General features: G+C 71.5%; 16 protein-coding genes and 1 pseudogene. 4 read left to right on the forward strand and 13 right to left on the reverse strand.

The features are described 5' to 3' along the window. The first annotated feature begins 24 nt into the window (after positions 1–24). Together P2424_RS09620 and P2424_RS09625 are read left to right on the forward strand one after the other, a co-directional pair. A complete protein-coding gene (locus P2424_RS09620; protein WP_276475357.1) occupies positions 25–2,118 on the forward strand; it encodes a hypothetical protein in 2,094 nt (697 codons plus the stop codon). 326 nt (positions 2,119–2,444) lie between these two features. Beyond that, positions 2,445–3,695 (forward strand): phospholipase D-like domain-containing protein, encoded by a 1,251-nt coding sequence (locus tag P2424_RS09625; protein ID WP_276475358.1) that lies wholly within the window; start codon positions 2,445–2,447, stop codon positions 3,693–3,695. 84 nt (positions 3,696–3,779) lie between these two features. Here the strand turns inward: P2424_RS09625 and obgE are convergent, their stop codons facing one another. The 5 genes from obgE to P2424_RS09650 form a co-directional block, all read right to left on the reverse strand. Next, entirely contained in the window at positions 3,780–5,219 is a 1,440-nt protein-coding gene (obgE, locus tag P2424_RS09630; protein ID WP_276475359.1) for a GTPase ObgE, read from the reverse strand. Positions 5,220–5,440: 221 nt separating this feature from the next. After that, the gene (rpmA, locus tag P2424_RS09635; RefSeq protein ID WP_276475360.1) at positions 5,441–5,698 is read right to left on the reverse strand and encodes a 50S ribosomal protein L27; all 258 of its coding nucleotides are present in this window, start codon (positions 5,696–5,698) and stop codon (positions 5,441–5,443) included. A gap of 13 nt (positions 5,699–5,711) precedes the next feature. Continuing rightward, positions 5,712–6,035 carry a 50S ribosomal protein L21 gene (rplU, locus tag P2424_RS09640; RefSeq protein WP_019358143.1) on the reverse strand — a complete coding sequence of 108 codons (324 nt, stop codon included), beginning with the start codon at positions 6,033–6,035 and terminating at the stop codon, positions 5,712–5,714. A 253-nt stretch (positions 6,036–6,288) separates the two neighbouring features. After that, positions 6,289–10,620, reverse strand: a complete 4,332-nt coding sequence (locus P2424_RS09645; RefSeq protein WP_276475361.1) for an Rne/Rng family ribonuclease — start codon at positions 10,618–10,620, stop codon at positions 6,289–6,291. Between the two features lie 248 nt (positions 10,621–10,868). Beyond that, positions 10,869–11,666 (reverse strand): TIGR03936 family radical SAM-associated protein, encoded by a 798-nt coding sequence (locus P2424_RS09650; RefSeq protein WP_276475362.1) that lies wholly within the window; start codon positions 11,664–11,666, stop codon positions 10,869–10,871. Between the two features lie 521 nt (positions 11,667–12,187). On the opposite strand from P2424_RS09650, the gene P2424_RS09655 reads away from it, so the two are divergent. Continuing rightward, positions 12,188–13,762: a recombinase family protein gene (locus P2424_RS09655; protein WP_276475363.1), complete on the forward strand. Its 1,575-nt coding sequence runs from the start codon at positions 12,188–12,190 to the stop codon at positions 13,760–13,762. Positions 13,763–13,809: 47 nt separating this feature from the next. After that, positions 13,810–14,082: pseudogene (locus tag P2424_RS09660) on the forward strand (transposase family protein); the annotation flags it as partial. Positions 14,083–14,260: 178 nt separating this feature from the next. Here the strand turns inward: P2424_RS09660 and P2424_RS09665 are convergent. The 8 genes from P2424_RS09665 to ndk all read right to left on the reverse strand — a co-directional run bounded on the left by P2424_RS09665 (position 14,261) and on the right by ndk (position 23,637). Further along, positions 14,261–14,422, reverse strand: coding sequence for a hypothetical protein (locus P2424_RS09665; protein WP_276475364.1), 162 nt, complete (start codon positions 14,420–14,422; stop codon positions 14,261–14,263). A 23-nt stretch (positions 14,423–14,445) separates the two neighbouring features. Then, the gene (locus tag P2424_RS09670) at positions 14,446–16,377 is read right to left on the reverse strand and encodes a TIGR03960 family B12-binding radical SAM protein (protein ID WP_276475365.1); all 1,932 of its coding nucleotides are present in this window, start codon (positions 16,375–16,377) and stop codon (positions 14,446–14,448) included. A 159-nt stretch (positions 16,378–16,536) separates the two neighbouring features. After that, positions 16,537–17,736 (reverse strand): rod shape-determining protein RodA, encoded by a 1,200-nt coding sequence (rodA, locus tag P2424_RS09675; RefSeq protein WP_276475366.1) that lies wholly within the window; start codon positions 17,734–17,736, stop codon positions 16,537–16,539. Then, entirely contained in the window at positions 17,733–20,042 is a 2,310-nt protein-coding gene (mrdA, locus tag P2424_RS09680) for a penicillin-binding protein 2 (protein WP_276475367.1), read from the reverse strand. The genes rodA and mrdA overlap by 4 nt, the downstream gene beginning before the upstream one ends. Positions 20,043–20,127: 85 nt before the next feature. Beyond that, positions 20,128–20,862, reverse strand: a complete 735-nt coding sequence (mreD, locus tag P2424_RS09685) for a rod shape-determining protein MreD (RefSeq protein ID WP_276478900.1) — start codon at positions 20,860–20,862, stop codon at positions 20,128–20,130. A 23-nt stretch (positions 20,863–20,885) separates the two neighbouring features. Continuing rightward, complete coding sequence (mreC, locus tag P2424_RS09690) at positions 20,886–21,821, reverse strand: rod shape-determining protein MreC (protein ID WP_276475368.1); 936 nt, start codon at positions 21,819–21,821, stop codon at positions 20,886–20,888. 127 nt (positions 21,822–21,948) lie between these two features. Beyond that, positions 21,949–22,968, reverse strand: a complete 1,020-nt coding sequence (locus P2424_RS09695; protein WP_026004902.1) for a rod shape-determining protein — start codon at positions 22,966–22,968, stop codon at positions 21,949–21,951. Between the two features lie 255 nt (positions 22,969–23,223). Continuing rightward, the gene (gene ndk, locus P2424_RS09700; protein WP_276475369.1) at positions 23,224–23,637 is read right to left on the reverse strand and encodes a nucleoside-diphosphate kinase; all 414 of its coding nucleotides are present in this window, start codon (positions 23,635–23,637) and stop codon (positions 23,224–23,226) included. Between the last annotated feature and the right edge of the window lie 41 nt (positions 23,638–23,678).

Here is a 23,678-nt window from a genome sequence, read left to right on the forward strand (position 1 = left end):
ATCTCCATGCCAGGAGCCCAGCCCGTGCCCTCTGCCGGACTCTCCACACGACGCGCCGTGCAGCTCGCGGCCCTGCTCGCGCTCGCGGTGTTCTACACCGTGCAGCTCGCGGGAGCGCTGCTGCCGAACGTGCCCGTCTTCGTCACCGCCTCGCTGGCGGGACTCGCCCTCGACCTGTACCTGACGCACCGGCAGCCGGGGCTGCTGGCGCTGCTGGGGAAGGTCCGTTTCGACGTCACCACGCGGCAGCTCCTCCGCGACATGCTGGTGATCATCGGCCTGGTCCGGATCCCGGAGGTGCCGCCGGACATAGAGCGCCCGCTCACCCTGCTGCTGCTGGCCTCCTACGCCGCGCACTTCCTCTGCCAGGCGGTGGCCCAGCTCGTGCGCCGTACCCGCACCCTGCCGGTCGTCACGCGCAACATCGACACCTCGTCGCTCAACCTCACCCACGCACCGTCCCGGCTGCTGGCCCGCCAGCCCAGCCGCAGGCTGCTGCGCTTCTCCATCCCCGGCACCCTGGGCCTCATGCTCAGCGCGAGCCTGGCGGTGGAGGAGTGGGGGCTCGTCGGCGTGGGCTGCACCCTGCTGCTCTCCCTGGGCAGCGCCTTCTACCTGGCCACCTGGCTGCTGCCGAAGAAGCGCTCCAGGGGCGAGCAGGAGGTGATGGCCTGGCTGGACGCGTGGCTGGCACGGTACAAGCCGACCACGGGGATGTACTTCTCGGGCGGGACGACGTCGGCGTACCAGGCGAACATGTGGCTCTCCACGGTGGCGGAGCTGGAGGGACGGCCGCTGATCGTGCTGCGTGAGCGGTTCATGGTGCAGAAGATCGACGCCACCGACGTCCCGATCGTCTGCATCCCCAAGGTCTCCCATCTGATGCACCTGGAGCACTCCACGCTCAAGGTGCTGCTGCACCCGGCCAACTCCGGCAAGACCTCCCAGGTCCTGCGGATCCCCACCCTCAAGCACGCCTTCATCAACCACGGCGAGTCCGACAAGCTCTCCTCCTGCAACCCCTACGCCAAGGCATACGACCAGGTGTGGGTCGCCGGGGAAGCCGCCCGCGAGCGTTACCGGCTCGCCGAGGTCGGCGTGGACGACAGGGACGTGGTCGAGGTCGGCCGCCCCCAGCTCACCCCCATCCGGCACGCCGACGAGCGCGCCGCCGCCCCCGAGGACGGGTACACCACGGTGCTGTACGCACCCACCTGGGAGGGCTGGGACGGCAACCCGGGCAACACCTCGGTGCGGCTGGCCGGCGAGAACATCGTCCGGGCGCTGCTGGCCGACCCGAAGGTGCGGCTGCTGTACAAGCCGCACCCGATGACCGGGTCTGTCGACCCGCGGGCCGGCGCCGCCGACCAGCGCATCCGCGCCCTGATCACCCAGGCGAACGCGGCCCGCAACGGCCCGCGGCGCGGCGCGGAGGCCGCGGCCGAGCTGGAGCGGCGCACCGCGGAGCTGGACCGGCTCTCCACCACGGCCTTCCGCGCCAGCGCGGACGAGATGGAGCGGATGAAGATCCAGGGCACGCCCGAGGACGGCAACGCCGAGCGGGTACGCGCGGCGACCGAGGCGTGGGAGGGGGCCTACTGGGCGTCCTTCCCCGAGTGGGAGCACCAGATCATCGACGGCCCGCGGCCGGGGATCTTCACCTGCTTCAACCAGGCCGACCTGCTCGTCTCGGACGTCTCCTCGGTGGTCTCGGACTACCTCACCAGCGAGAAGCCGTACGCGGTCGCCAACACCAGCGGGATGACCGAGGAGGAGTTCCGGGGCGCCTTCCCGACCGTGCGGGCCGGCACGGTGCTCAGCCCCGACGCGCAGCAGCTCCCGGCACTGCTGGAGTCGGTGCGCGTTCCGGAGAAGGACACCATGGCGCGGGCCCGCCGGGAGCTGAAGACCCACCTGCTGGGCCCCTCGGACCCGCCCTCGCTGGTCCGCTTCAACGCCGCCGCGCTGGAGCTGGCGGCCGAGGCCGAGGCCCGCAACGTGCGCGTCGCGCGGCGCACAGCCGAGATCCCCGGGCAGCGCGAGCTCCAGGAGGCCGCCGAGGAGGCCGAGTTGGAGGCGCCGGGCACCGCGGACCCGGAGGACGCGGTCTCGACCTGACTCACCGGCCGCCGGTGGCGCGCCGAGCCGGCTCGCGGGGCTGACCCCCGCGTCCGGCAACCGGGCATCCGGCGATCGCCACTCCTACGGGTGGCGCAGGCACAGCACCCCGGCGCACAGGAGCGCGGAACGGTGTGGGGCCCCGAGAGGAGTTCACCTCTCGGGGCCCTTTCGTCTGTCGATACCCCTCTCATCACATCAGCACCAGAAGCTGGCTCAATGCCCTGAAAGCGGCGACCGCACGTCCCTACGCTCACTGGCGGCCCGGCCCGCACCCGCCCGCACCGTCCGCCGGGCCCCACACCACCGGCCAGGAGGGGACGTACGTGACACACCCGAGAACCGCCGCAGCACCACTCGCCCTGCTCCTGTGCGCGGGGCTGCACCTCGCCGCCCCCTCCCCCGCGGCGGCCGCCCCGCCGGACACCGGACCGGTCTTCAACCAGCCCGACGGAACGGCCGCCCAGCAGCGGGCCATCCGCAGCGACCTGCTGGCCCGGATCAAGGCCGCGGCCCCCCGCTCCACCATCAAGGTCGCCCTGTACCACTTCTGGGACGCCGAGGTGGCACGCGCGCTGGCCGCGGCCCACACCGCGGCCGGGCGGCGCGTGCGGGTCCGGGTGCTGCTGGACGCATCCAGCGTGAGCGCGATGCCCTCCAGCACCTCCTACGGCATCCTCCGCAAGGCGCTGGGCACCGACCGGTCGAAGCGGTCCTTCGTCGCGCTCTGCCCCGAGGGGAAGTCCTGCCTGGGCGAGCCCGGCGCGGGCCCGTCCATCGCGCACAACAAGTTCTGGCTCTTCTCGCACACCGGCGGCTTACGGAACGTCGTCGTACAGACCTCCTCGAACCTGTCCACCGGCAGCTACACCAAGTTCTGGAACGACGCGCTGGTGGTGTCCCAGGCCCGCCTCCACGCGGCCTACAGCCGGTACTTCGACAAGGCTGCGGCCGCCGACTGGCGCGGCTGGCACTACACCCGCACCGCTGCCGGCCCGTACACGGGCTACTTCTTCCCCCGGCCGAACGGCGGGGACACCGTGCACGCCCTCCTCGACAACGTCACCTGCCGCTGGAGCGACGCCCGCGGCAGCCATCGCACCAGCGTCCGACTGGCCATGTTCAAGCTCACCCGGCAGGGCGTCGCCGACAAGCTCGCCGAACTGCAACGGCAGGGCTGCGCCGTGGACATCGTCTACGCCGAGAGCGACAGCGAGGACAGCACCGGCTCCCCCGGCACCTGGGAGGCGCTGCACGCGGCCGGCGGTCCTGCCGTGCGCTGCCTGCACCACGACGACGACGGGGACCCCGCGACCTCGCGGGAGGTCGTCCACTCCAAGACCCTGCTGATCTCCGGCCGCTACGCGGGCACGACCGGCGCACTGGTGTGGACCGGCAGCCACAACTACTCGGGCCCGGCCCTCACCAAGAACGACGAGACACTGCTGAAGGTCGACGATCCCGCGGTGCACGACGCCTACCTGCGCAGGTTCCTGCGGCTGCGGGCCGCGGCCCGCCCCGGGCTCGCCGACGACACCCCACGCTGCAAGGGCGTGAGCCCGCAGCCGGAGGACTGACGGCGCCGCACGCGGGGGCGGGGAGCCCGGCGGGATGCCGACCGCCCCCGAGCCCTGAGGTGGCCCCCTGCCGCGGCCGAACCCTCACTCGAAGGGGTCGAAGTCCTCGTAGGCGCCCAGGGCTTCGTCCCGCTCCGCCTCCCGGTCCCGGCGGCGCTGCGCGGCCGGGCGGGGCGCGTCCATCCGCTGGTCCTCGCCCCGGCGGCCGAGCATCTCGGCACCGGTGACCATGGTGGGCTCCCAGTCGAAGACCACGGCGTTCTCCTCGTCCCCGATCGCGACACCGTCGCCCTCGCGGGCTCCCGCCTTCCACAGTTCGTCCTCGACGCCGAGACGGGCGAGCCGGTCGGCGAGGTAGCCGACCGCCTCGTCGTTGTTGAAGTCGGTCTGCCGCACCCAGCGTTCGGGCTTCTCACCGCGCACCCGGAAGAAGCCGTCCTCGATCCGGGTCACCGTGAAGCCCGCGTCGTCGACGGCCTTGGGCCGGATGACGACCCGGGTGGACTCCTGCACCGGACGTGCCGCACGCGCCTGGTCCACCAGACCGGCCAGCGCGTACGACAGCTCCTTGAGCCCCTGCCGCGAGACCGCGGAGACCTCCAGGACGGGGAAGCCGCGCTCCTCCAGGTCGGGCCGGATGATGTCGGCCAGGTCCTTGCCCTCGGGGATGTCGGTCTTGTTGAGGACGACGACCCGCGGCCGGTCCTCCAGACCGCCGTAGCGGGCCAGCTCCGCCTCGATCACGTCCAGGTCGGAGACGGGGTCGCGGTCGGTCTCCAGCGTGGCGCAGTCCAGCACATGGACCAGCACGGAGCAGCGCTCGACGTGCCGGAGGAACTCCAGGCCGAGGCCCTTGCCCTCGCTGGCGCCCGGGATCAGTCCCGGCACGTCCGCGATGGTGAAGACCGATCCCCCGGCGGTGACCACACCGAGGTTGGGCACCAGCGTCGTGAAGGGGTAGTCGGCGATCTTCGGCTTGGCCGCGGAGAGCACCGAGATCAACGAGGACTTGCCCGCGCTGGGATAGCCGACCAGCGCGACGTCCGCGACCGTCTTCAGCTCCAGGACGACGTCCCGGGTCTCGCCGGGCTCGCCCAGCAGCGCGAACCCGGGCGCCTTGCGCCGGGCGGAGGCCAGCGCCGCGTTCCCGAGTCCGCCGCGGCCCGCCCGGCCCGCGACGAAGGTGGTGCCGGCGCCGACCATGTCGGCCAGCACCTCGCCGTGCCGGTCGAGGACGACGGTCCCGTCCGGCACCGGAAGCACCAGGTCCTTGCCGTCCTGCCCCGAGCGGTGCCCACCCTCGCCCGGCCGGCCGTTGGTGGCCTTGCGGTGCGGACTGTGGTGGTAGTCCAGCAGCGTGGTCACATCCGGGTCGACGACGAACACCACGTCACCGCCGCGGCCGCCGTTGCCGCCGTCGGGGCCGCCCAGCGGCTTGAACTTCTCCCGGTGCACGGAGGCGCAGCCGTGCCCACCGCTGCCCGCGGCGACATGCAGCTCGACGCGGTCCACGAAGGTGGTCATAGGGGGTGCCTCCAAGGCGTGCTCTGGGGTGGTGATGCCGCGGCTCCGTACGAGCCCCGTCACGTGGAACGCTGTCCGCGTCCCACGCCGTCCCGGTCCGAGGGTCTTCCGCCGATGGTCCCGGTCCGAACGCGCCGAGGGCGGACCCGCTTCCCGTGCGCAGACCGCGCGCACGGGAGATGGAGTCCGCCCTCGGTGTGGAGAGTGTGCCGTCCGGCTGCTTACTGAGCGGCCGGGACGACGTTCACGACCTTGCGGCCGCGGTGGGTGCCGAACTGCACCGCGCCCGCGTCCAGCGCGAACAGGGTGTCGTCGCCGCCGCGGCCGACGCCCGTGCCCGGGTGGAAGTGGGTGCCGCGCTGGCGGACCAGGATCTCACCCGCGTTGACGACCTGACCGCCGAAGCGCTTCACGCCGAGGTACTGCGGGTTGGAGTCGCGACCGTTCCGGGTGGACGATGCGCCCTTCTTGTGTGCCATCTCTCCTCAGTCCTTACTTCTTGGCCGGGGCGGGGATGTCGGTGACCTTCAGCGCGGTGTGGAGCTGGCGGTGACCGATGCGCTTCTTGTACCCGGTCTTGTTCTTGTACTTCTGGATCCGGATCTTGTCGCCCTTGTGGTGGTCCACCACCTCGGCCTGGACCTTCACGCCCGCCAGGACCCAGGGGTCGCTGGTGACCGCGTCACCGTCGACGACGAGCAGGGTCGAGAGCTCGACGCTGTCGCCGACCTTGCTCTCGGAAATACGGTCAACCTCGATGACGTCGCCCACAGAGACCTTCTGCTGGCGCCCGCCGGTGCGCACGATCGCGTACACGCGGAACTCTCTCTCGCTCGTGTCGGAACTCCTGACGCCAGCCGCCCGCCCGCGCGAGGGCGCGGAACTGATCCGGAAGGATTGAGCGGCCTCTCCCGGGAACCGGAAGGAACCGGGAGGGATGTGCTCAGGAGCAGCGCATCCTGGTCAGGACACGCCGATGGTCAAGGGTACCCCATACGGACCTGGAGGTCCGACGGCCTCCCCGGCCGCACCGGGCGGGGAGGGCCGCACCCTCCCCGCCCGGTGCGGGTCACTCCTCGGAGGCGGAGGCGGAGACCGAGGCCCCGCCTTCCTGCTCGGCCGCGGCCGTCCTCCTGGTGGCCGTCTTCTTGGCGGTCTTCTTGGCGGTCTTCTTCGCCGCCGCCTTGCCGGCCGTCTTCTCCGCCGACTTGGCGGGCTTCTCGGCCGCCTTCTCCGCCTTGTCCGCCGCCTTGTCCGCCGTCTTGGCCGCCGTCTTCTTCGCGGCGGTCTTCTTGGCCGCCGCCTTCTTCGCCGGGGCCTTCTTGGCCGCCTTCTTCGCGGCGGTCTTCTTCGCCGGAGCAGCGGCCTCCTCCTCCGGGGCGGTGGCGGTCACCGTGCGGGTCACCCGACGCCGCGGGCGGAGCGGAGCCGCATCCGTGACGACCTCACCGGCCGCCGGTGAGGGCTCGGCGGGGGCGGCGGCCGGTGCGGCCGCCTCGTCCGCTGCGACGACCAGCACGGCGGCCGTGTCGTCACCCGTACGGGGCGCACCGGCGGGCGCGCTCACCTTGCGCGTCGCCCGGCGGCGGGGCCGTGCTGCGGGCTCCGGCGCCGCTTCCGCAGCGGTGGCCGCCGCCGCGGCGGGCTCGGCCGCGGGCTCCGCCGGGGCCGGCGCGGGCTCGGCCGCCGGTTCCGGAGCTGCGGGCTCGACCACCTCGGCGGCCTCGGCGGGCTCGCCGCCGGTGCGAGGCGCACCCGCGGGGGCGCTCGCCTTCCGGCTGCCGCGCCGCCGTGTACGGCCCCCGCGTGCCGAGGCCGCGGCGGCCTCCGCCTCGGCGGCGCTGCTGAAGAGCTCCTCGTCCGGCACGAACTCGACCGGTACCGGCGCGGTGACGTCGGCGGCCTCGGCCGCCGCCTCCGAGGGCTCCACCGCGGCGGCCGCCGGAGCGGTGGCCGGCGAGGGCTCGGGCTGCGCTTCCGCGGCCTGCCGGTCGCCGGTCTTCGACTCGGCCCTGCCCTCCGCCTTGGCCTCGCCCTTGCTGTCGCCCTTCTTGCCCTTCTTGCCCTTCTTGCCGCCGCCACCGGTGACCGCGGTCTGGTCCAGGTGCACGATGACGCCGCGCCCGTTGCAGTGCACGCACTGCTCGGAGAAGGACTCCAGCAGCCCCTGGCCCACCCGCTTACGGGTCATCTGCACCAGGCCCAACGAGGTGACCTCCGCCACCTGGTGCTTGGTGCGGTCCCGGCCCAGGCACTCCAGCAGGCGGCGCAGCACCAGATCGCGGTTGGACTCCAGGACCATGTCGATGAAGTCGATCACGATGATGCCGCCGAGGTCCCGCAGCCGCAGCTGGCGCACGATCTCCTCGGCCGCCTCCAGGTTGTTCCTGGTGACCGTCTCCTCCAGGTTTCCGCCCTGGCCGGTGAACTTCCCGGTGTTGACGTCGACGACGATCATCGCCTCGGTCCGGTCGATCACCAGCGAGCCGCCGCTGGGCAGCCACACCTTGCGGTCCAGCGCCTTGGCGAGCTGCTCGTCGATGCGGTACGTGGCGAAGACGTCCACATCCGAGGTCCACTTCTGCAGCCGGTCGCTCAGATCGGGGGCCACGTGGGAGACATAGCCGTGGATGGTCTCCCACGCCTCGGCGCCGCTGACGATGACCTTGGAGAAGTCCTCGTTGAAGATGTCGCGCACCACGCGGACGGTCATGTCCGGCTCGCCGTAGAGCAGCGTGGGCGCGTTGCCCTTCTGGGACTTCTTGCGGATCTCCTCCCACTGGGCCTGCAGGCGCTCGACGTCGCGGCGCAGTTCGTCCTCGCTGGCACCCTCGGCCGCCGTACGGACGATCACACCGGCGCCCTCGGGGACGACCCGCTTGAGGATCTGCTTGAGCCGCGAGCGCTCGGTGTCGGGGAGCTTGCGGCTGATACCCGTCATGGAGCCCTCGGGCACGTAGACGAGATAGCGGCCCGGCAGCGAGACCTGGCTGGTCAACCGGGCGCCCTTGTGGCCGATCGGGTCCTTGGTGACCTGCACCAGCACCGACTGGCCCGACTTGAGCGCGGTCTCGATCCGGCGCGGGCCGTTCGCCATGCCCAGCGCCTCGAAGTTGACCTCGCCCGCGTACAGCACGGCGTTGCGGCCCTTGCCGATGTCGACGAACGCGGCCTCCATCGACGGCAGCACGTTCTGCACCTTGCCGAGGTAGACGTTGCCGACGTACGAGGTCGACTGCTCCTTGTTGACGAAGTGCTCGACCAGCACGTCGTCCTCGAGAACGGCGATCTGGGTGCGCTCACCGCTCTGCCGGACGACCATCTCCCGCTTGACGGCCTCGCGGCGGGCCAGGAACTCCGCCTCGGTGATGATCGGCACCCGGCGGCGGCCCTGCTCACGGCCCTCGCGGCGGCGCTGCTTCTTGGCCTCCAGCCGGGTGGAGCCCTTGATGGCCTGCACCTCGTCGGTCGGCTCGTCCTTCTTCTTGCGCGGCTCGCGGACCTTGACGACGGTGCGCTCGGGGTCGTCCTGGGTGGCGGGTTCGTTCCCGGCGCCGTCCGCGTCCCCGGACCGGCGACGGCGCCGGCGCCGGCGCCGCGAGCTGCTGCTGGAGCCGCCCGAGGAGGCGGCCTCGCCCTCGTCGCCTTCGGCGCCCTCGGCGGCTTCCGCACCGGCCGGCTCGGCGGCCGCGGACTCCCCCGCGGCCCCGGAGCGGTCCTCCCGCTCCTCGCCCTCGGTACCCTCGGCCTGCTCCGCGCCCTCGCCCCGGCGCCGACGGCGACCGCCCCTGCGGCGGCGGCGCGCGGGACGCTCCTCGCCCCGGGCGCCCTCCTGCTCCTCCTCCTCGGCGCTCCCGGACTCCTCGGACTGCTGGTCGGCAGCCGCGCGGTCCTGCTCGTCCCGGGCCGCGGTCTGCTGCTCACCGGACTCCGCACGGCGGCGCCGGCGACGGGCGGGCTGCGTCTCCTCCCGGTCCGCGCTCTCGGCCTCCGGCTCCTCCTCCGACCGGGCCTCAGCACGGCGCTCCGCCTCGGCGGCCGCGGCGGCGGACTGCGGGGTCTGGAAGGCGGGCTCGGTGAAGACGGGGGGCTGGAACATCGCCATCGGCGGTGCGGCCCGCTTCCGGCGGCCCGCACGAGCCTCGGACTTCTCCGCGGTCTTCTCGGCGTCCTGGGTCTTCTCGGCGCCCTGGGACTTCTCGGAGGCCCGGGAGGCGGTGGGCTCCTCCTGCGGCGCCTCGGCGGCCTTGGCCGCCTTGCTCTTGCGGCTCGTCCTGGCGGGCTTGCCGCCCTCAGCCGACCGGTCGGCTCCGGCGCCGTCCGACTCGGCCGCCCCGGCGGCGCCCTGCTCCGCCTCGGCGGCGGGGGCGGAACCGGCCCGCGTCGCCCGGCGCCGCGTACGCCCGGCGGGCGCGGACTCGGCCGGGGTCTCGGCGGGGGTCTCGGCAACCGGCTCCGCGGTGGTCCCGCTCCGCGGCTCGGCCCCGGCCTCGGGGGCCGCGGCCTTGCGGGTGCTCGCGCGGCGGCGGCTGCGCGGCTTGGACTCGGGCGCTTCCGCCCCGGCCGCGCCGGAGTCGTCCGCTCCGGCGCTCCCTGCGGGCGCTGCCGGCTCCGCACTCCCGGCGCTCTCCGCGGACTCGGCCGCTGCCCTCGTCTCCCGGCTGCTCCGGCGGCGGGTGGCCGCGGGCTTCTCCTGCTCGGCCGCCTCGGCGCCCTCGGCCGTCCGGCGGCTGGTGGCCCGGCGGCGCGTGCGGGGCTTCGGCTCCTCGGCGTCAGCGGACCCCTCGGCCCCGGCGGCGGCCGCGGGGGGCTCGGATTCGGACCCGGCTGCCGTGGCGGGCGGACCGGCGGGCGCGGTGGCCTTGCGGGTGGCGCGGCGGCGGCCTGAGGCCTTCGGCGACTCGGTACCGACCTCGACAGTGCCGCCCGCGGTCTCCGGCGGCGCGGCGGGTGCGAGCTGCTCGGCGGCCTCCGGCTGTGCGGCGGGCTCGGCCGGGGCCGGTGCACCGGCGGGGGCGGTGGCCTTACGGGTGGCGCGGCGACGCGGCCGGGCGGCCGGGGCGTCGCCGGTGTCGTCCCGGGGTCCGGTGTTCTGCGAACCGTCGGCGGCGCTGTCCCGCACGGGCGACGGCTGGGCCCCGGCGTCGGCGGCGGGCGGGCCCGCGGGCCGGCTCGCGGCACGGCGGCGGCGCGGCGGCAGCGTGTCGCTAGGGGTGCTGAGGGCGCCACCGGCGGTCTCGGGTGCCCCGGCGGTTCCGCCGCCGACGGTGCTTTCGCGGTCGGCGACCGATCCGCCGGAGGGGCCGACGGCACCGGGCACGGTGGCTTCGGAGGCTTCCGCGGAGGCGGCGGCTCCGGCTGCGGGCGCCGCGGATTCGTTGGATTCAGTTGGTTCAAGCATGCGGGCGGTTCTCCCGTCACGCTCCCGGGCGCCGCGCTCGTGGGGTCCGGGGCGGCTCACCCTGGGGTGGGCCGCTCTCCGGGGGCGCGGGCGCCGCACGGGAGCTGTCGTGTCACTCGCCGGTTCCGGCCTTTGTCCGGCCCGGCTACGGCGAAAGTCTGCTGGTCTGTGCGTTCGCCTGCCGTACGGCTGCCCGGGTGGCTCCCTGGCGTGCCTCGATCGGCGGCGACGCGGCTTCGGCGGCTGCCCTACGCGGTGCCGCCCGGCACCGTCGCGGCGCTGGAAACCCCTGAGCCGATGGGCTCCGGAAGCGCGTCGCGGTCAGGTGCGAACGGGTCGGTCACCGAGCCGGTCTCCTCATCGAGCGGCCCCTGCGCCAGCCTGGTCACCGCTGCGGGGACCGGCGGCGCCAGGTCGGCCGTAGCGCGGAGACCGGACAGGACGTCGTCGGGTCGTACGGCAGGTGTCACGTGTCGTACTACCAGGCGCAGTATCGCACAGGCCCCCTCTCCCGGCCTATCGGTGCCGGTGGAGGTGTCAGCGCCGGCGGGCTGCGCGGTGGCGGTCAGCGAGCGTACGGCGGCCCGGGCGTCGAAGGAGCGGACGCCCTTCTTGGTCTGCCGCTGCACCTCGACGGTCTCCGCGGCCAGGAAGGCCGCCACCGCCTGCTGCGCCTGCGCCGGGGAGACACCGTCGAGCCGCATCTCCCACACGGAGGCCTGCAGCCGGTCGCTGAAGTCGGAGCCGTGCGCCTCGACCACGTCGACGAGGTCCAGACCGTCGGGCATGCACGCGTCGAGCTGGGCGCGCAGCTCCTCGGGGGCCCGAGGCCGGACGAGGCCGATCTCCAGGTACTCGGCCTCGCTGCCGGTGCCGGTGGGGGCGGCGTTCGCGTAGCTGACCTTGGGGTGCGGGGTGAAACCGGCGGAGTACGCCATGGGTACCTCGGCGCGACGCAGGGCCCGCTCGAAGGCGCGCTGGAAGTCGCGGTGGCTGGTGAACCGAAGGCGGCCCCGCTTCGTGTAGCGCAGGCGGAGGCGCTGCACGGCAGGTGCGGGCGGCGGGCCTTCGGGCTGTCGCTTGCCCAGTGGTTCTCTCCTCGGTGCCGGGCGTCGCGCGAGGCGCGGCCGCCCTCGTCTGACGGATGTGTCTGTGCGTCGGGTACGGAGGTGGAAGTCCGCACGCACCGCCGCGGTGGCGCCCCCGGACGGCGGGGTCACCGCCCGCGGCCACCGGGCGCGTCCGGCGGCCGGGCCCGGGGAGCTTCGCCCGGGCCGCCGCCCCGGAGGCCCGGGTCCGTGCGGATGATCCTGTTGCCCAGGGTACGCGGCGGCCCCGCCGCCACGGCCGCCGCTCCGTCGAACGGGGCCTCTCGGGCGGGTGCGGCGGGCGCGTGCCCGGTCCGGACGGCGGATGCACGGTCTCCGGCCCGCCCGGGGCGGACCGGAGTGCAGCCGGGCTACCGCACCACGGTCAGCGGCAGCAGCTTCTTGCCCTTCGGGCCGATCTGGATTTCCGTGTCCATCTGAGGACACAAAGACACGGACTCAAGGTATTGTCCGGCGACGTGAAGACGTACGACGTAGAGACCGAGTGGACCGCCTCAGACCTGACCCTGCTGGAGGAGCTGAAGAGGGCGGAGGCCCTGCTCCCCGAGGGCGCTCCCCGGGCCCTGCTCTCCATCCGCCTGTCTGTGCTGACGCACGACACTACGTCGCCAGTGAGACAGGAGCTCGATCTCCGCATGTTGGCGAGAGACAAGGGATACCGCGTCGTCGGTGTCGCTTCGGATCTCAACGTGTCGGCAACGAAGGTCCCGCCGTGGAAGCGGAAGTCTCTCGGCGCGTGGCTCAACAACCGAGTCCCCGAGTTCGACGCTCTCCTCTTCTGGAAGCTCGATCGCTTCATCCGGCGCATGACGGATCTCTCGACCATGATCGAGTGGTGCGAGCGGTACGGGAAGAACCTGCTCTCGAAGAACGACGCGATCGACCTCGGTACGCCTGCTGGCCGGATCATGGTCACGCTCATCGGTGGTATCGCTGAGATCGAGGCAGCGAACACGTCGACCCGCGTGACGTCACTGTGGGACTACACACGGACTCAGGACGCATGGCTTGTCGGTAAGCCTGCGTACGGCTACGTCACGACCAGGATCAACGGAAAGCCTGCCCTCGCCATCGAGCCCGACGCGCACAAGGCGCTGCACTGGGCTCGCCGCATGGCTCTGCGAGGAGTGTCCGCCCGTCGCATGGTTCTGTGCATCGTCCGCTCTGGACTCATGACCGCCGGGCTCACCCCGTCAACTCTGCTCCGTCGCCTTCGAAACCCGGCGCTCATGGGGTACCGGGTCGAAGAGAACAAGCAGGGCGGGAAGCGGCGGAGCAGGACCGTCCTCGGCAACGACGGCAAGCCGATACGGGTCGCTCCCCCGATCGTCACCGAGGAGGAGTTCGAGAGCCTTCAAGCGGCGCTCGACCGCCGAAGCAAGAATCAGCCTGCCCGGCAGGCAGGCGGAGCTACGCAGTTCCTTGGTGTGCTGATCTGCGTCGACTGCTCAACCAACATGACCGCGCAGAAGACGAGCCACAAGGGGCGGGACTACACCTACTTGCGGTGCGGCGAGTGCAGGAGCGGAGGGCTCGGCGCTCCGAACCCGCAGGGCGTGTACAACGTGCTGGTGAGCGATGTCCTCCGAGTCCTCGGGGACTTCCCCGTGCAGGTCCGTGAGTACGCGCGAGGAGCCGAAGCCCGCGCCGAGGTGAAGCGTCTCGAAGAGGCCATCGCCTACTACATGACCGAACTCGAACCGGGAGGCCGCTATACGAAGACGCAGTTCACGCGGGAGCAGGCGGAGAAGGCGCTCGACAAGCTCACGGACGAACTGAACGCCATCGACCCCGAGACCACACAGGACCGGTGGGCCCTCGTCCACAACGGGAAGACGTTCCGCGAAGTGTGGGAAGAGGGCGGCATGGAGGCCATGGCGGAGGACCTGCGCCGAGTCGGCATCACGTGCGAGGTGACCCGGACAAAGGTCAAGGGAGTGCGCGCTCCGTCCGTGCACCTGCGGTTGAAGATCCCTCGCGACGTACGCGAGCGTCTCGTCATCAAGAGCGACGACTTCGCCGCCAAGCTCTGACCGAGCCCCCCGCCTTGGCTCGCCTGCTGTGACGCGCAGAGCAGGCCGCCCTGGCCGAGGCTGGCGTGCAATGCTGGGCCGATAAGGGCTACCGGGACGCCGGTGGCACTATCCGGCTGCCCCACTGGGGCTGCTGGGAGACGCTCTCCGCAGGTCAGCAGGCTGTCAACCGCTCCCACGCGAAGATCCGCGCGCTCGTCGAGCAGGCCATGGCCACCCTCAAGACCTGGCGGCTCCTGGGCAAGCTGCGATGCTCCACCACCCGCATCACCAGCCTCGTCCAAGCGATCCTCACCCTGCACCTGATCAGCTCAAACTGAGGTTGGCAAACGCTCAGTGTCCCGATCGATGCTTCCGACCTGCGGGCAGCGGGCAGCGGGCAGCGGGGTCAAGATCTTCGGCTTTCCAGAACGGGAAAGCCGTTCATCTGTGCGGGAACCGCATCCCACCACCGAGCGAGAGGCGCCGGACTGTCACTGTCCGAACGCCTCTCATCGATCACACCCACTCGACCGAAGAGACGATGCTCTCGGCTCGCCGGGGAGCGGGCAGCGGCGTGCGCCGCACCTTACGGGGCGCCTGCTCGCGCCCCTTCGCGCCGAGCGAGCGAAGCATCTCGGCACGCTCCACCTCGGTCAGACCAGCGAGTGTCTCAGCCACCTGCCGGACCGTATCGCCGCTGGTCACGAAGACTTCTTGACCGTCAGCGGAAGCAGCTTCTTACCGCTGTCGCTCAGTTGTGGCCATGTATCGAATTGAGGACACACGCCGCAGTCGAAGCAGGGGTCCCAGCGGCAGTCCGGGACCTCGGTCTCGTCGAGGGCGTCCTGCCAGTCCTCCCAGAGCCAGTCCTTGTCCAGGCCGGAGTCGAGGTGGTCCCAGGGGAGCACCTCCTCGTAGGAGCGCTCGCGGGTGGTGTACCAGTCGACGTCGACGTCCGCGCCACGCAGTGCCTCGGCGGCCGACTCCATCCACAGGTCGTAGGAGAAGTACTCGCGCCAGCCGTCGAACCGGCCGCCGCGCTCGTAGACCTCGCGGATCACCGCACCGAGGCGGCGGTCGCCGCGGGAGAGCAGGCCCTCGACGATGCCCGGCTTGCCGTCGTGGTAGCGGAAGCCGATGGAGCGGCCGTACTTCTTGTCCCCGCGGATCGCGTCGCGCAGCTTGGCCAGCCGCGCGTCGGTCTCCTCCGGCGAGAGCTGCGGCGCCCACTGGAAGGGGGTGTGCGGCTTGGGGACGAAGCCGCCGATGGAGACGGTGCAGCGGATGTCGTTGGAGCCGGCGACCTCGCGGCCCTTGGCGATGACGCGGGTGGCCATGTCGGCGATCTGCAGGACGTCCTCGTCGGTCTCGGTGGGCAGTCCGCACATGAAGTAGAGCTTCACCTGGCGCCAGCCGTTGCCGTAGGCGGTGGCGACCGTGCGGATCAGATCCTCCTCGGAGACCATCTTGTTGATGACCTTGCGGATGCGCTCGCTGCCACCCTCGGGGGCGAAGGTGAGGCCGGAGCGGCGGCCGTTGCGGGTCAGCTCGTTGGCCAGGTCGATGTTGAAGGCGTCGACGCGGGTGGAGGGCAGGGACAGACCGACCTTGTCCTCCTCGTACCGGTCGGCGAGGCCCTTGGCGACGTCACCGATCTCGCTGTGGTCGGCCGAGGAGAGGGAGAGCAGTCCCACCTCCTCGAATCCGGTGTTCTTGAGGCCCTTGTCGACCATCTCGCCGATGCCGGTGATGGAGCGCTCCCGGACCGGCCGGGTGATCATGCCCGCCTGGCAGAAGCGGCAGCCGCGGGTGCAGCCGCGGAAGATCTCCACCGACATCCGCTCGTGGACGGTCTCCGCGAGCGGGACCAGCGGCTGCTTGGGGTAGGGCCACTCGTCCAGGTCCATCACGGTGTGCTTGCTCACCCGCCACGGGACGCCGGAGCGGTTCGGCACGACGCGGGAGATCCGGCCGTCGGCCAGGTACTCGACGTCGTAGAAGCGCGGCACGTACACCCCGCCGGTCTTCGCGAGCCGCAGCAGCAGCTCGTCCCGTCCGCCGGGGCGCCCCTCGGCCTTCCAGGCCCGGATGATCTCGGTGACCTCCAGCACGGCCTGCTCGCCGTCACCGATCACCGCGACGTCCAGGAAGTCGGCGACGGGCTCCGGGTTGAACGCGGCGTGGCCGCCCGCCATCACGATCGGGTGATCCTCGGTGCGGTCCCGGGCGTGGAGCGGGATGCCGGAGAGGTCGAGGGCGGTCAGCAGGTTGGTGTAGCCCAACTCGGTGGAGAAGGAGACGCCGAGCACGTCGAAGGCGCCGACCGGGCGGTGCGCGTCGACGGTGAACTGCGGGACGTCGTGCTCCCGCATCAGCTTCTCCAGGTCGGGCCAGACGCTGTAGGTGCGCTCGGCCAGCACACCCTCACGCTCGTTGAGCACCTCGTAGAGGATCATGACGCCCTGGTTGGGCAGACCCACCTCGTAGGCGTCCGGATACATCAGCGCCCAGCGGACGTCCGTCGCGTCCCAGTCCTTGACGGTGGAGTTCAGCTCGCCGCCCACGTACTGGATCGGCTTCTGGACGTGCGGGAGGAGGGCCTCTAGCTGGGGGAAGACCGACTCGACGGGCATCTGGGGCGCGCTTTCGTACGGAGGACAGGGCCAGTCGTCCAGAGTAACGGTTGGCTCGGCCCGCCCCGATGGCCGTGCGCCCGCACCGCTGTGCGCGGCCGCCGGGAGGGGCGGCGCACAGCGGCGCGGGCGGGGTTCCGGCGCGCGGCGGGACCGCGGCTACGCCGCTATCGGGCGCTGGGTTCGGATCGACTGGAGCAGTCCGACCGCGATCCAGACCGCGAACATGGAGGTGCCGCCGTAGGAGACGAAGGGCAGCGGCAGGCCGGCCACCGGCATGATGCCGAGCGTCATGCCGATGTTCTCGAACGCCTGGAAGGCGAACCAGGCGATCACGCCCGCGGCGACGATGGTGCTGTAGAGCTCGGTGGACTCCCGGGCGATCCGGCAGGCGCGCCAGATGAGCACGCCCAGCAGCACGAGGATCAGCCCGCCGCCCACGAAGCCCAGTTCCTCGCCCGCGACGGTGAAGACGAAGTCCGTCTGCTGCTCGGGGACGAACTGGCCGGTGGTCTGGGTGCCCTCGAAGAGGCCCTTGCCGGTGAGGCCGCCGGAGCCGATGGCGATGCGGGCCTGGTTGGTGTTGTAGCCCACGCCCGCCGGGTCGAGCGCCGGATTGGCGAACGCCGCGAACCGGTTGATCTGGTACTCGTCCAGCAGGCCGAGCGTCCACACCAGCACCGCTCCCCCGGCCCCGGCCAGGCACAGTCCGATGACCCAGCGGTTGGAGGCGCCGGAGGCGAGCAGGACCGCGAGCACGATGACGACGAGCACCATCACCGAGCCGAGGTCCGGCATGGCCAGGATGACCGCGATCGGCAGGGCCGCCATGCCGAGCGCGTGCAGCACGGTGCGGTGGTCGGGGTGGTCCTGGTCGCCCGCGTCGACCTTGGCGGCCAGCAGCATGGCCATTCCGAGGATCACCGTGATCTTGATGAACTCGGCGGGCTGGACGGTGAAGCCGCCGCCGAGGTTCAGCCAGGCGCGCGATCCGTTGATGGTGGCGCCGAGCGGGGTCAGGACGCAGAGCGCGAGCAGCACGGTGAGGCCGTAGAGCACGGGGACGGCGCTGCGGAGTCTGCGGTGGCCGAGCCAGACCGTGCCGGCCATCAGCGCGACGCCGATGCCCAGGCTGATGACGTGCCGGACCAGGAAGTACTGCGGGTCGCCCTGGTTGAGCTCGGTGCGGTTGCGGGTGGCGGAGTAGACCAGCAGCGAACCGATGATCGCGAGGGCGGCACCGGAGAACAGGATGATCCAGTCCATCCGCCATACGACGGAGTCCCGTGCGGTCAGCCGGTCCCAGGCGGAGCGGCGGCGCGGCCCGTAGCCGCCGAGTGCGAACGTCCGGCTGGTCATGGGCGGCCACCTCCGGCGGACTCGCGGGTGGCGCCGGCCTGCTGGGCGCCGTCCCGGCGGCGCTGCTGCTGCTCGCCCTCGTTGCGTGCGGCCTCGCCCTCGCGTCGGGTCTCGGGTGTCTCGCCCGGCGGTGCGGTGGAGGGGCCCTGGCCGGACGGCGAGGCGGAGGGGCTCTTCGACGGGTCGTCGGCGGGCCGCTTGTCGCGCTGGGCGACGATGGCGCCGTCCTTGTCGATCTTCGGCAGCTTGGTCTGCGGCTTGGGCAGCAGGGCCTTCTTCTTGTCGATGCCGCCGTCGGAGCCGACGCCGTACATGGCGTTGTAGATCTCGCGGACGGCGGGGCCGGAGGCGCCGGAGCCGGTGCCGCCCTGGGAGATGGTCATGACGACGGTGAAGTCGTCGGTGTAGGTGGCCAGCCAGGAGGTGGTCTGCTTGCCTGCGACCTCGGCGGTACCGGTCTTGGCCCGGATCTTGATCTTGTTCTGCGGCCAGCCGGCCTCGCCGAACCGCCAGGCCGCCGTGCCGTGGGTGGCGACGCCCTGCAGGCCCTTGTCGATCTTGCCGAGGGTCTTGTCGCTCACCGGCAGCTTGCCGTGCGCCTGCGGCTCGATCTTCTTGACGGACTTGCCGTCGGGGCTGACGACGGCTTTGCCGATGGTGGGGTCGTGCAGGGTGCCGCCGTTGCCGAGCGCCGCGTAGATCGTGGCCATCTGGATGGGGGTGACCAGGGTGTCGCCCTGGCCGATGGAGTAGTTGACGCTGTCACCGGCGCGCATCTTCATGCCGGAGACGCAGTTCTCCTTGGCGATCTTCTCGGCGTAGCTGGGGTCGTCGCCGGCGTTGTCGGCCTGCTTGCACCAGGCGTCCTTGTTGGCCTTCCAGTAGTCCTTCTTCCACTGTCGGTCCGGGACGCGGCCCTCGACCTCGTTGGGGATGTCGATGCCGGTCTTCTCGCCGAGGCCGAACTGGTGGGCGGTCTTGTAGAACCAGTCCTTCGCGCCCTTCTTGGGCAGGTTCCCGCCGTCCTTCTTCCACTCCTTGTAGGCGAGGCGGTAGAAGACGGTGTCGCAGGAGACCTCCAGGGCGCGTCCGAGGTTGATGCCGCCGAAGCTCTCCGATTCGTAGTTCTTGAAGACCTGGCCGCCCACCTCGAAGTCCGAGGAGCAGTTGTAGCGGCCGTCGAACGGGTAGCCGGCCTTGACGGCCGCGGAGGTGGAGATGACCTTGAAGATGGAGCCCGGCGCCGCCAGGCCCTGGATCGCGCGGTTGAGCAGCGGGTAGTTGGACTTCTTCCCGGTGAGCTTCGCGTACTCCTTGCCGGAGATCCCGCCGACCCAGGCGTTGGGGTCGTACTCGGGGTTGGAGGCCATGGAGACGACCCGCCCCGTCTTGTTCTCCATCACCACGACGGCACCCGCGTCGGCCTTGTAGTTGCGGCCGGTGTTCTCGTCGAACTTCTTGCGGGCGTCCTTCATCGCCTTGTCCAACTGCTTCTCGGCCACGGCCTGGAGCCGCGAGTCGATCGAGGTGATCAGGTTCGAGCCGGGGCGGGCCTTGTCCCGTTCGGCCTCGCCCATCACGCGTCCGAGGTTGTCCACCTCGTAGCGGGTGACGCCCGAGGAACCGCGCAGTTCGCTGTCGTAGGCCCGCTCCAGGCCGTTACGGCCGACCTCGTCGGAGGCCAGGAACGGCGAGTCGGTGTCCTTGGCCTCCTCGATCTCCTCGTCGGTGACCGGCGAGAGGTAGCCGAGCACCTGCGAGGTGTCGGCGCCGTGCGGGGCCGGGTAGCGGCGGACGGCCGCCGGCTCGGCGGTGATCCCGGGGAAGTCCTCGGAGCGCTCCCGGATCTGCAGAGCCTGCTTGGGCTCGGCGTCGTCGGTGACCGGGATCGGCTGGTAGGGGGAGCCGTTCCAGCACGGCTGCGGAGTCTCCGCGTTGCACAGCCGCACCTTCTCCTCGACCGTCTTGGGCGACATGCCCAGGACCTTGGCGAGCCGTTCCAGGACGGCCTTGCCGTCGTCGTCCTGCTTCATCAGCTCGGTGCGGGATGCCGAGACCACCAGGCGGGTCTCGTTGTCGGCGATCGGCACGCCCCGCGCGTCCAGGATCGAGCCGCGGGTGGCGGGTTCGACGACCTGCTGGACGTGGTTGCCCTTGGCCTCCTTCTGGTATTCGTCGCCGTTGCGGATCTGGAGATACCACAGCCGGCCGCCCAGCGTCAGCAGCAGCGACAGCACCAGGATCTGAATGGCGACCAGCCGGATGGTGACGCGGGAGGAGCGGCCGGTCTCGGGAATGTTGGTCACGGCGCGCAACGCCTCCTCGAAGGGCGGTGGTCGGGCCGGGGGGCGTGGCCGGCGGGCGGGGGGCGGAGAAGGGTACGGGTGCGCCTCACAGCCGCTTGACCCCCTTGATCTTCCCGGTCCTGCCGCGGCCACCGAGGTTCACGGCCTTGTTGCGCGAGGTCCGCTTGCCGGTCTTGAGCCCCTTGCCGCCCTTGCCGAAGACGCTGCCGCTGCCGCTCTTGCCGAACACGCCGCCGCCGAGCCGGGCGTCCAGGCTCCCGCCGGAGGTGAGCCAGCCGTAGGCGCGCATCCCGCCGTCCGCGCTGCCGCCGCCGGGTTCGGCCCCGACCGGGTCCTTCTCGCCGCGCCGCGCCAGGGACATGATCAGCGGGACCACGAACGGCGCCAGCAGCAGGTCGTAGAGGGTCGCGGTGAGCAGCATTCCGCCGAGCCCGTCGGGGCGGGCCACGGTGTCCCCCACCAGGGCGCCGACCCCGGCGTACAGCAGGGTGGAGCCGATGGCGGCGGAGGCGACGACGAGCATCGGCACGGTGGCCGAGCGGTGTTGTCCGCCCTCCGGCTTGGTCAGCCCGGCGGCGTAGCCGATCAGGCAGAGCACCAGCGCGTAGCGGCCCACGGCATGGTCGGCGGGTGGGGCGATGTCTGCCAGCAGCCCGGCGGCGAAGCCCACCAGGGCGCCGGCGGTGTGGCCGTAGACCAGTGCGAGGCCCAGGACGACGAGCAGCAGCAGATCGGGCACGGCGCCGGGAAGCTGGAGTCTGGCCAGCACGGTGACCTGCAGCATCAGGGCGACGACCACGAGAGCGGCCGAGAGCAGCATCCGGTTGAGGAGGTGCACGGGGATCAGCTCCTGGGCGAGGAGGTGGCGCCGGGCGTCTTGGTGACGGTCACCGTGGGGGCGGGCTTGGGCTTCGGGGGCTTCTTGGACTTGAGGACCTCGTTGCGCGGGTCCTTGCGCGGCGGCTTGACGACGATGCCGACCACGTCCAGTCGGGTGAAGCCCACGTAGGGCCGCACCTGTACCGTCCGGGTGAGGTCGCCCTGGTGCCGGTTGATCTTGGTGACCTCGCCGACCGGCACGCCGGGGACGAACGGCTTGTCGTCGCTGGAGCCGAAGGTGACCAGCCGGTCGCCCTTCTTCACCTTGGCCTTGCCGTTGAGGAGCTGGACGGAGAGTGCGTTGCCGCCGCGCCCGGTGGCGAAGCCCAGCTCGTTGCTCTTCTCCATCCGGGTGCCGACGGTGAAGTCGGGGTCGTTGGCCAGCAGCACGGTGGAGGTGGAGGGCCCGACCGTGGTCAGCCGGCCGACCAGTCCGTCGCCGTTCAGCACGGTCATGTCGCGGCGCAGCCCGTCCTCCCGGCCCGCGTCGATGGTGACGGTCCAGGAGAATCCCTGGGCCGCGCCGATCGCGACGACCTGGGCGCCCTTGACGCCGTAGCCGCCCGCCCCGGCGGTCTTGAGGAGCTTGTCCAGTTCCTTGGCCCGGGCCCGGTTGCGGTCGCTGGAGCCGAGCTTCTGCCGCAGCGCCGCGTTCTCCTGCTCCAGTCGGCTGAGTCTGTCGTGGCGGGCACCCGAGTCGCGGACGGCTGCGACAGCGTTGCCGACGGGGTCGACGGCCGAGGCCATACCGTTCTCTACCGGGCCAAGGACGGAGGCGGCGGACCGCCGCGCTCCGTCGAGCGGAGACTGCTCGCCCCCTCTGAGGTCCACCGTGATCAGTGCGAACGCGATGGCGATCAGCAGGACGAGCAGCAGCCGGCTTTCTCGTGTGTCCCTCACGTGCGGCGGCCGTGCCTTTCTGTGGGGCAGCCCCGCCTGGACGGGGTGCATGGCGGGGGCCGCCACTGCGTTCGAACGACCCGCCGCGTGAACGGTCAGTTGGTGCGCACCGGCGCGTGCCCGGGGCTCAGCGGCGCGGCTGCGCGTCGAGCACCTGCTGGAGCGCCTCGAACTCCTCGACGCACTTGCCGGAGCCGAGCGCGACCGAGTCCAGCGGGTCCTCGGCGATGTGGATCGGCATCCCCGTCTCCCGGCGGAGCCGCTCGTCCAGACCGCGCAGCAGCGCGCCGCCCCCGGTGAGCACGATGCCGCGGTCCATCACGTCGCCGGACAGCTCCGGCGGGCACTTGTCGAGGGTGGTCTTGACCGCGTCGACGATCGCGTTGACCGGCTCCTCGATGGCCCGGCGGACCTCGGCCGCGGAGATCACCACAGTCTTGGGGAGCCCGCTGACCAGGTCGCGGCCGCGGATCTCGGTGTGCTCGTCCTTGTCGAGGTCGTGCGCCGAGCCGATGGTGATCTTGATGCTCTCGGCGGTGCGTTCGCCGAGGAGGAGACTGTACTCCTTCTTGATGTGCTGGATGATCGCGTTGTCCAGCTCGTCACCCGCCACTCGGATGGACTGCGCGGTGACGATGCCGCCGAGCGAGATCACGGCGACCTCGGTGGTGCCGCCGCCGATGTCCACCACCATGTTGCCGGTCGCCTCGTGGACGGGCAGCCCGGAGCCGATCGCCGCGGCCATCGGCTCCTCGATGATGTGCACCTGGCGGGCACCCGCCTGGGTGGACGCCTCGATGACGGCGCGGCGCTCGACTCCGGTGATACCGGAGGGAACGCACACCACCACGCGGGGCCGGGCGAGATAGCGGCGCTTGTGGATCTTCAGAATGAAGTAGCGGAGCATCCGCTCGGTGATCTCGAAGTCGGCGATCACGCCGTCCTTCAGGGGCCTGACGGCCACGATGTTGCCAGGGGTGCGGCCGATCATCTTCTTCGCCTCGGCGCCGACCGCGAGGATTCCGCCGGTGTTGGTGTTGATCGCGACGACGGACGGCTCGTTGAGGACGATCCCGCGACCCCTGACGTACACCAGCGTGTTGGCGGTCCCGAGGTCGACAGCCATATCACGGCCGATGAACGACATATTGGTTCCCATGGATGCGTCTGGCCTTCCAAGTGGGGCGATGTGGTGTGCGGCTACGGAGGGATTAGTACCTCGCCGAGATGCTCGAAACGCGAGGCTTCCATCGTAGACGCGGTTGCTCGAACACGTGGAGACGGTTCCTCCGCCATTGTCGGCGGAAGTCCGAACGGCCACCGTAATGGTGACGTCGTGTCGGAGCCGAGCCCCGGTCCATTCCGCCTCAGGCGGTCGATTCGGCGGCGGGCGAGGCCCGGCTCAGGAGAATCGGGGGAAGAAGATCTTCATCTCCCGCGCGGCCGACTCCTCCGAGTCCGAGGCGTGGATCAGATTCTCCCGCACAATGGTGCCGAAATCTCCGCGCACGGACCCGGCGGGGGCCGCGATCGGGTCGGTCGGCCCGGCCAGCGCCCGCACTCCCTCGATCACCCGTTCGCCCTCGATGATCGCCACGACGGACGGGCCGGAGGCCATGAACTCCATCAGCGGCGGGTAGAAGGGGCGGCCCTCGTGCTCCGCGTAGTGCTGCTCCAGCGCGGCCCGCTCCAGCGTACGCAGCTCCAGCGCCGCGATCGTCCACCCCGCCTTGCGCTCGATACGGCCGATGATCTCGCCCACCAGACCGCGTGCGACGGCATCGGGCTTGAGGATGACGAGGGTGCGCTGGGTCATGCGTGCGGCTCCTTGGCTGCGGTCGTACGGTGAGCAGAGGC

Origin of the sequence: Streptomyces sp. WMMB303 (assembly GCF_029351045.1) — a bacterium.
In the GTDB taxonomy this organism is placed as follows: domain Bacteria; phylum Actinomycetota; class Actinomycetes; order Streptomycetales; family Streptomycetaceae; genus Streptomyces.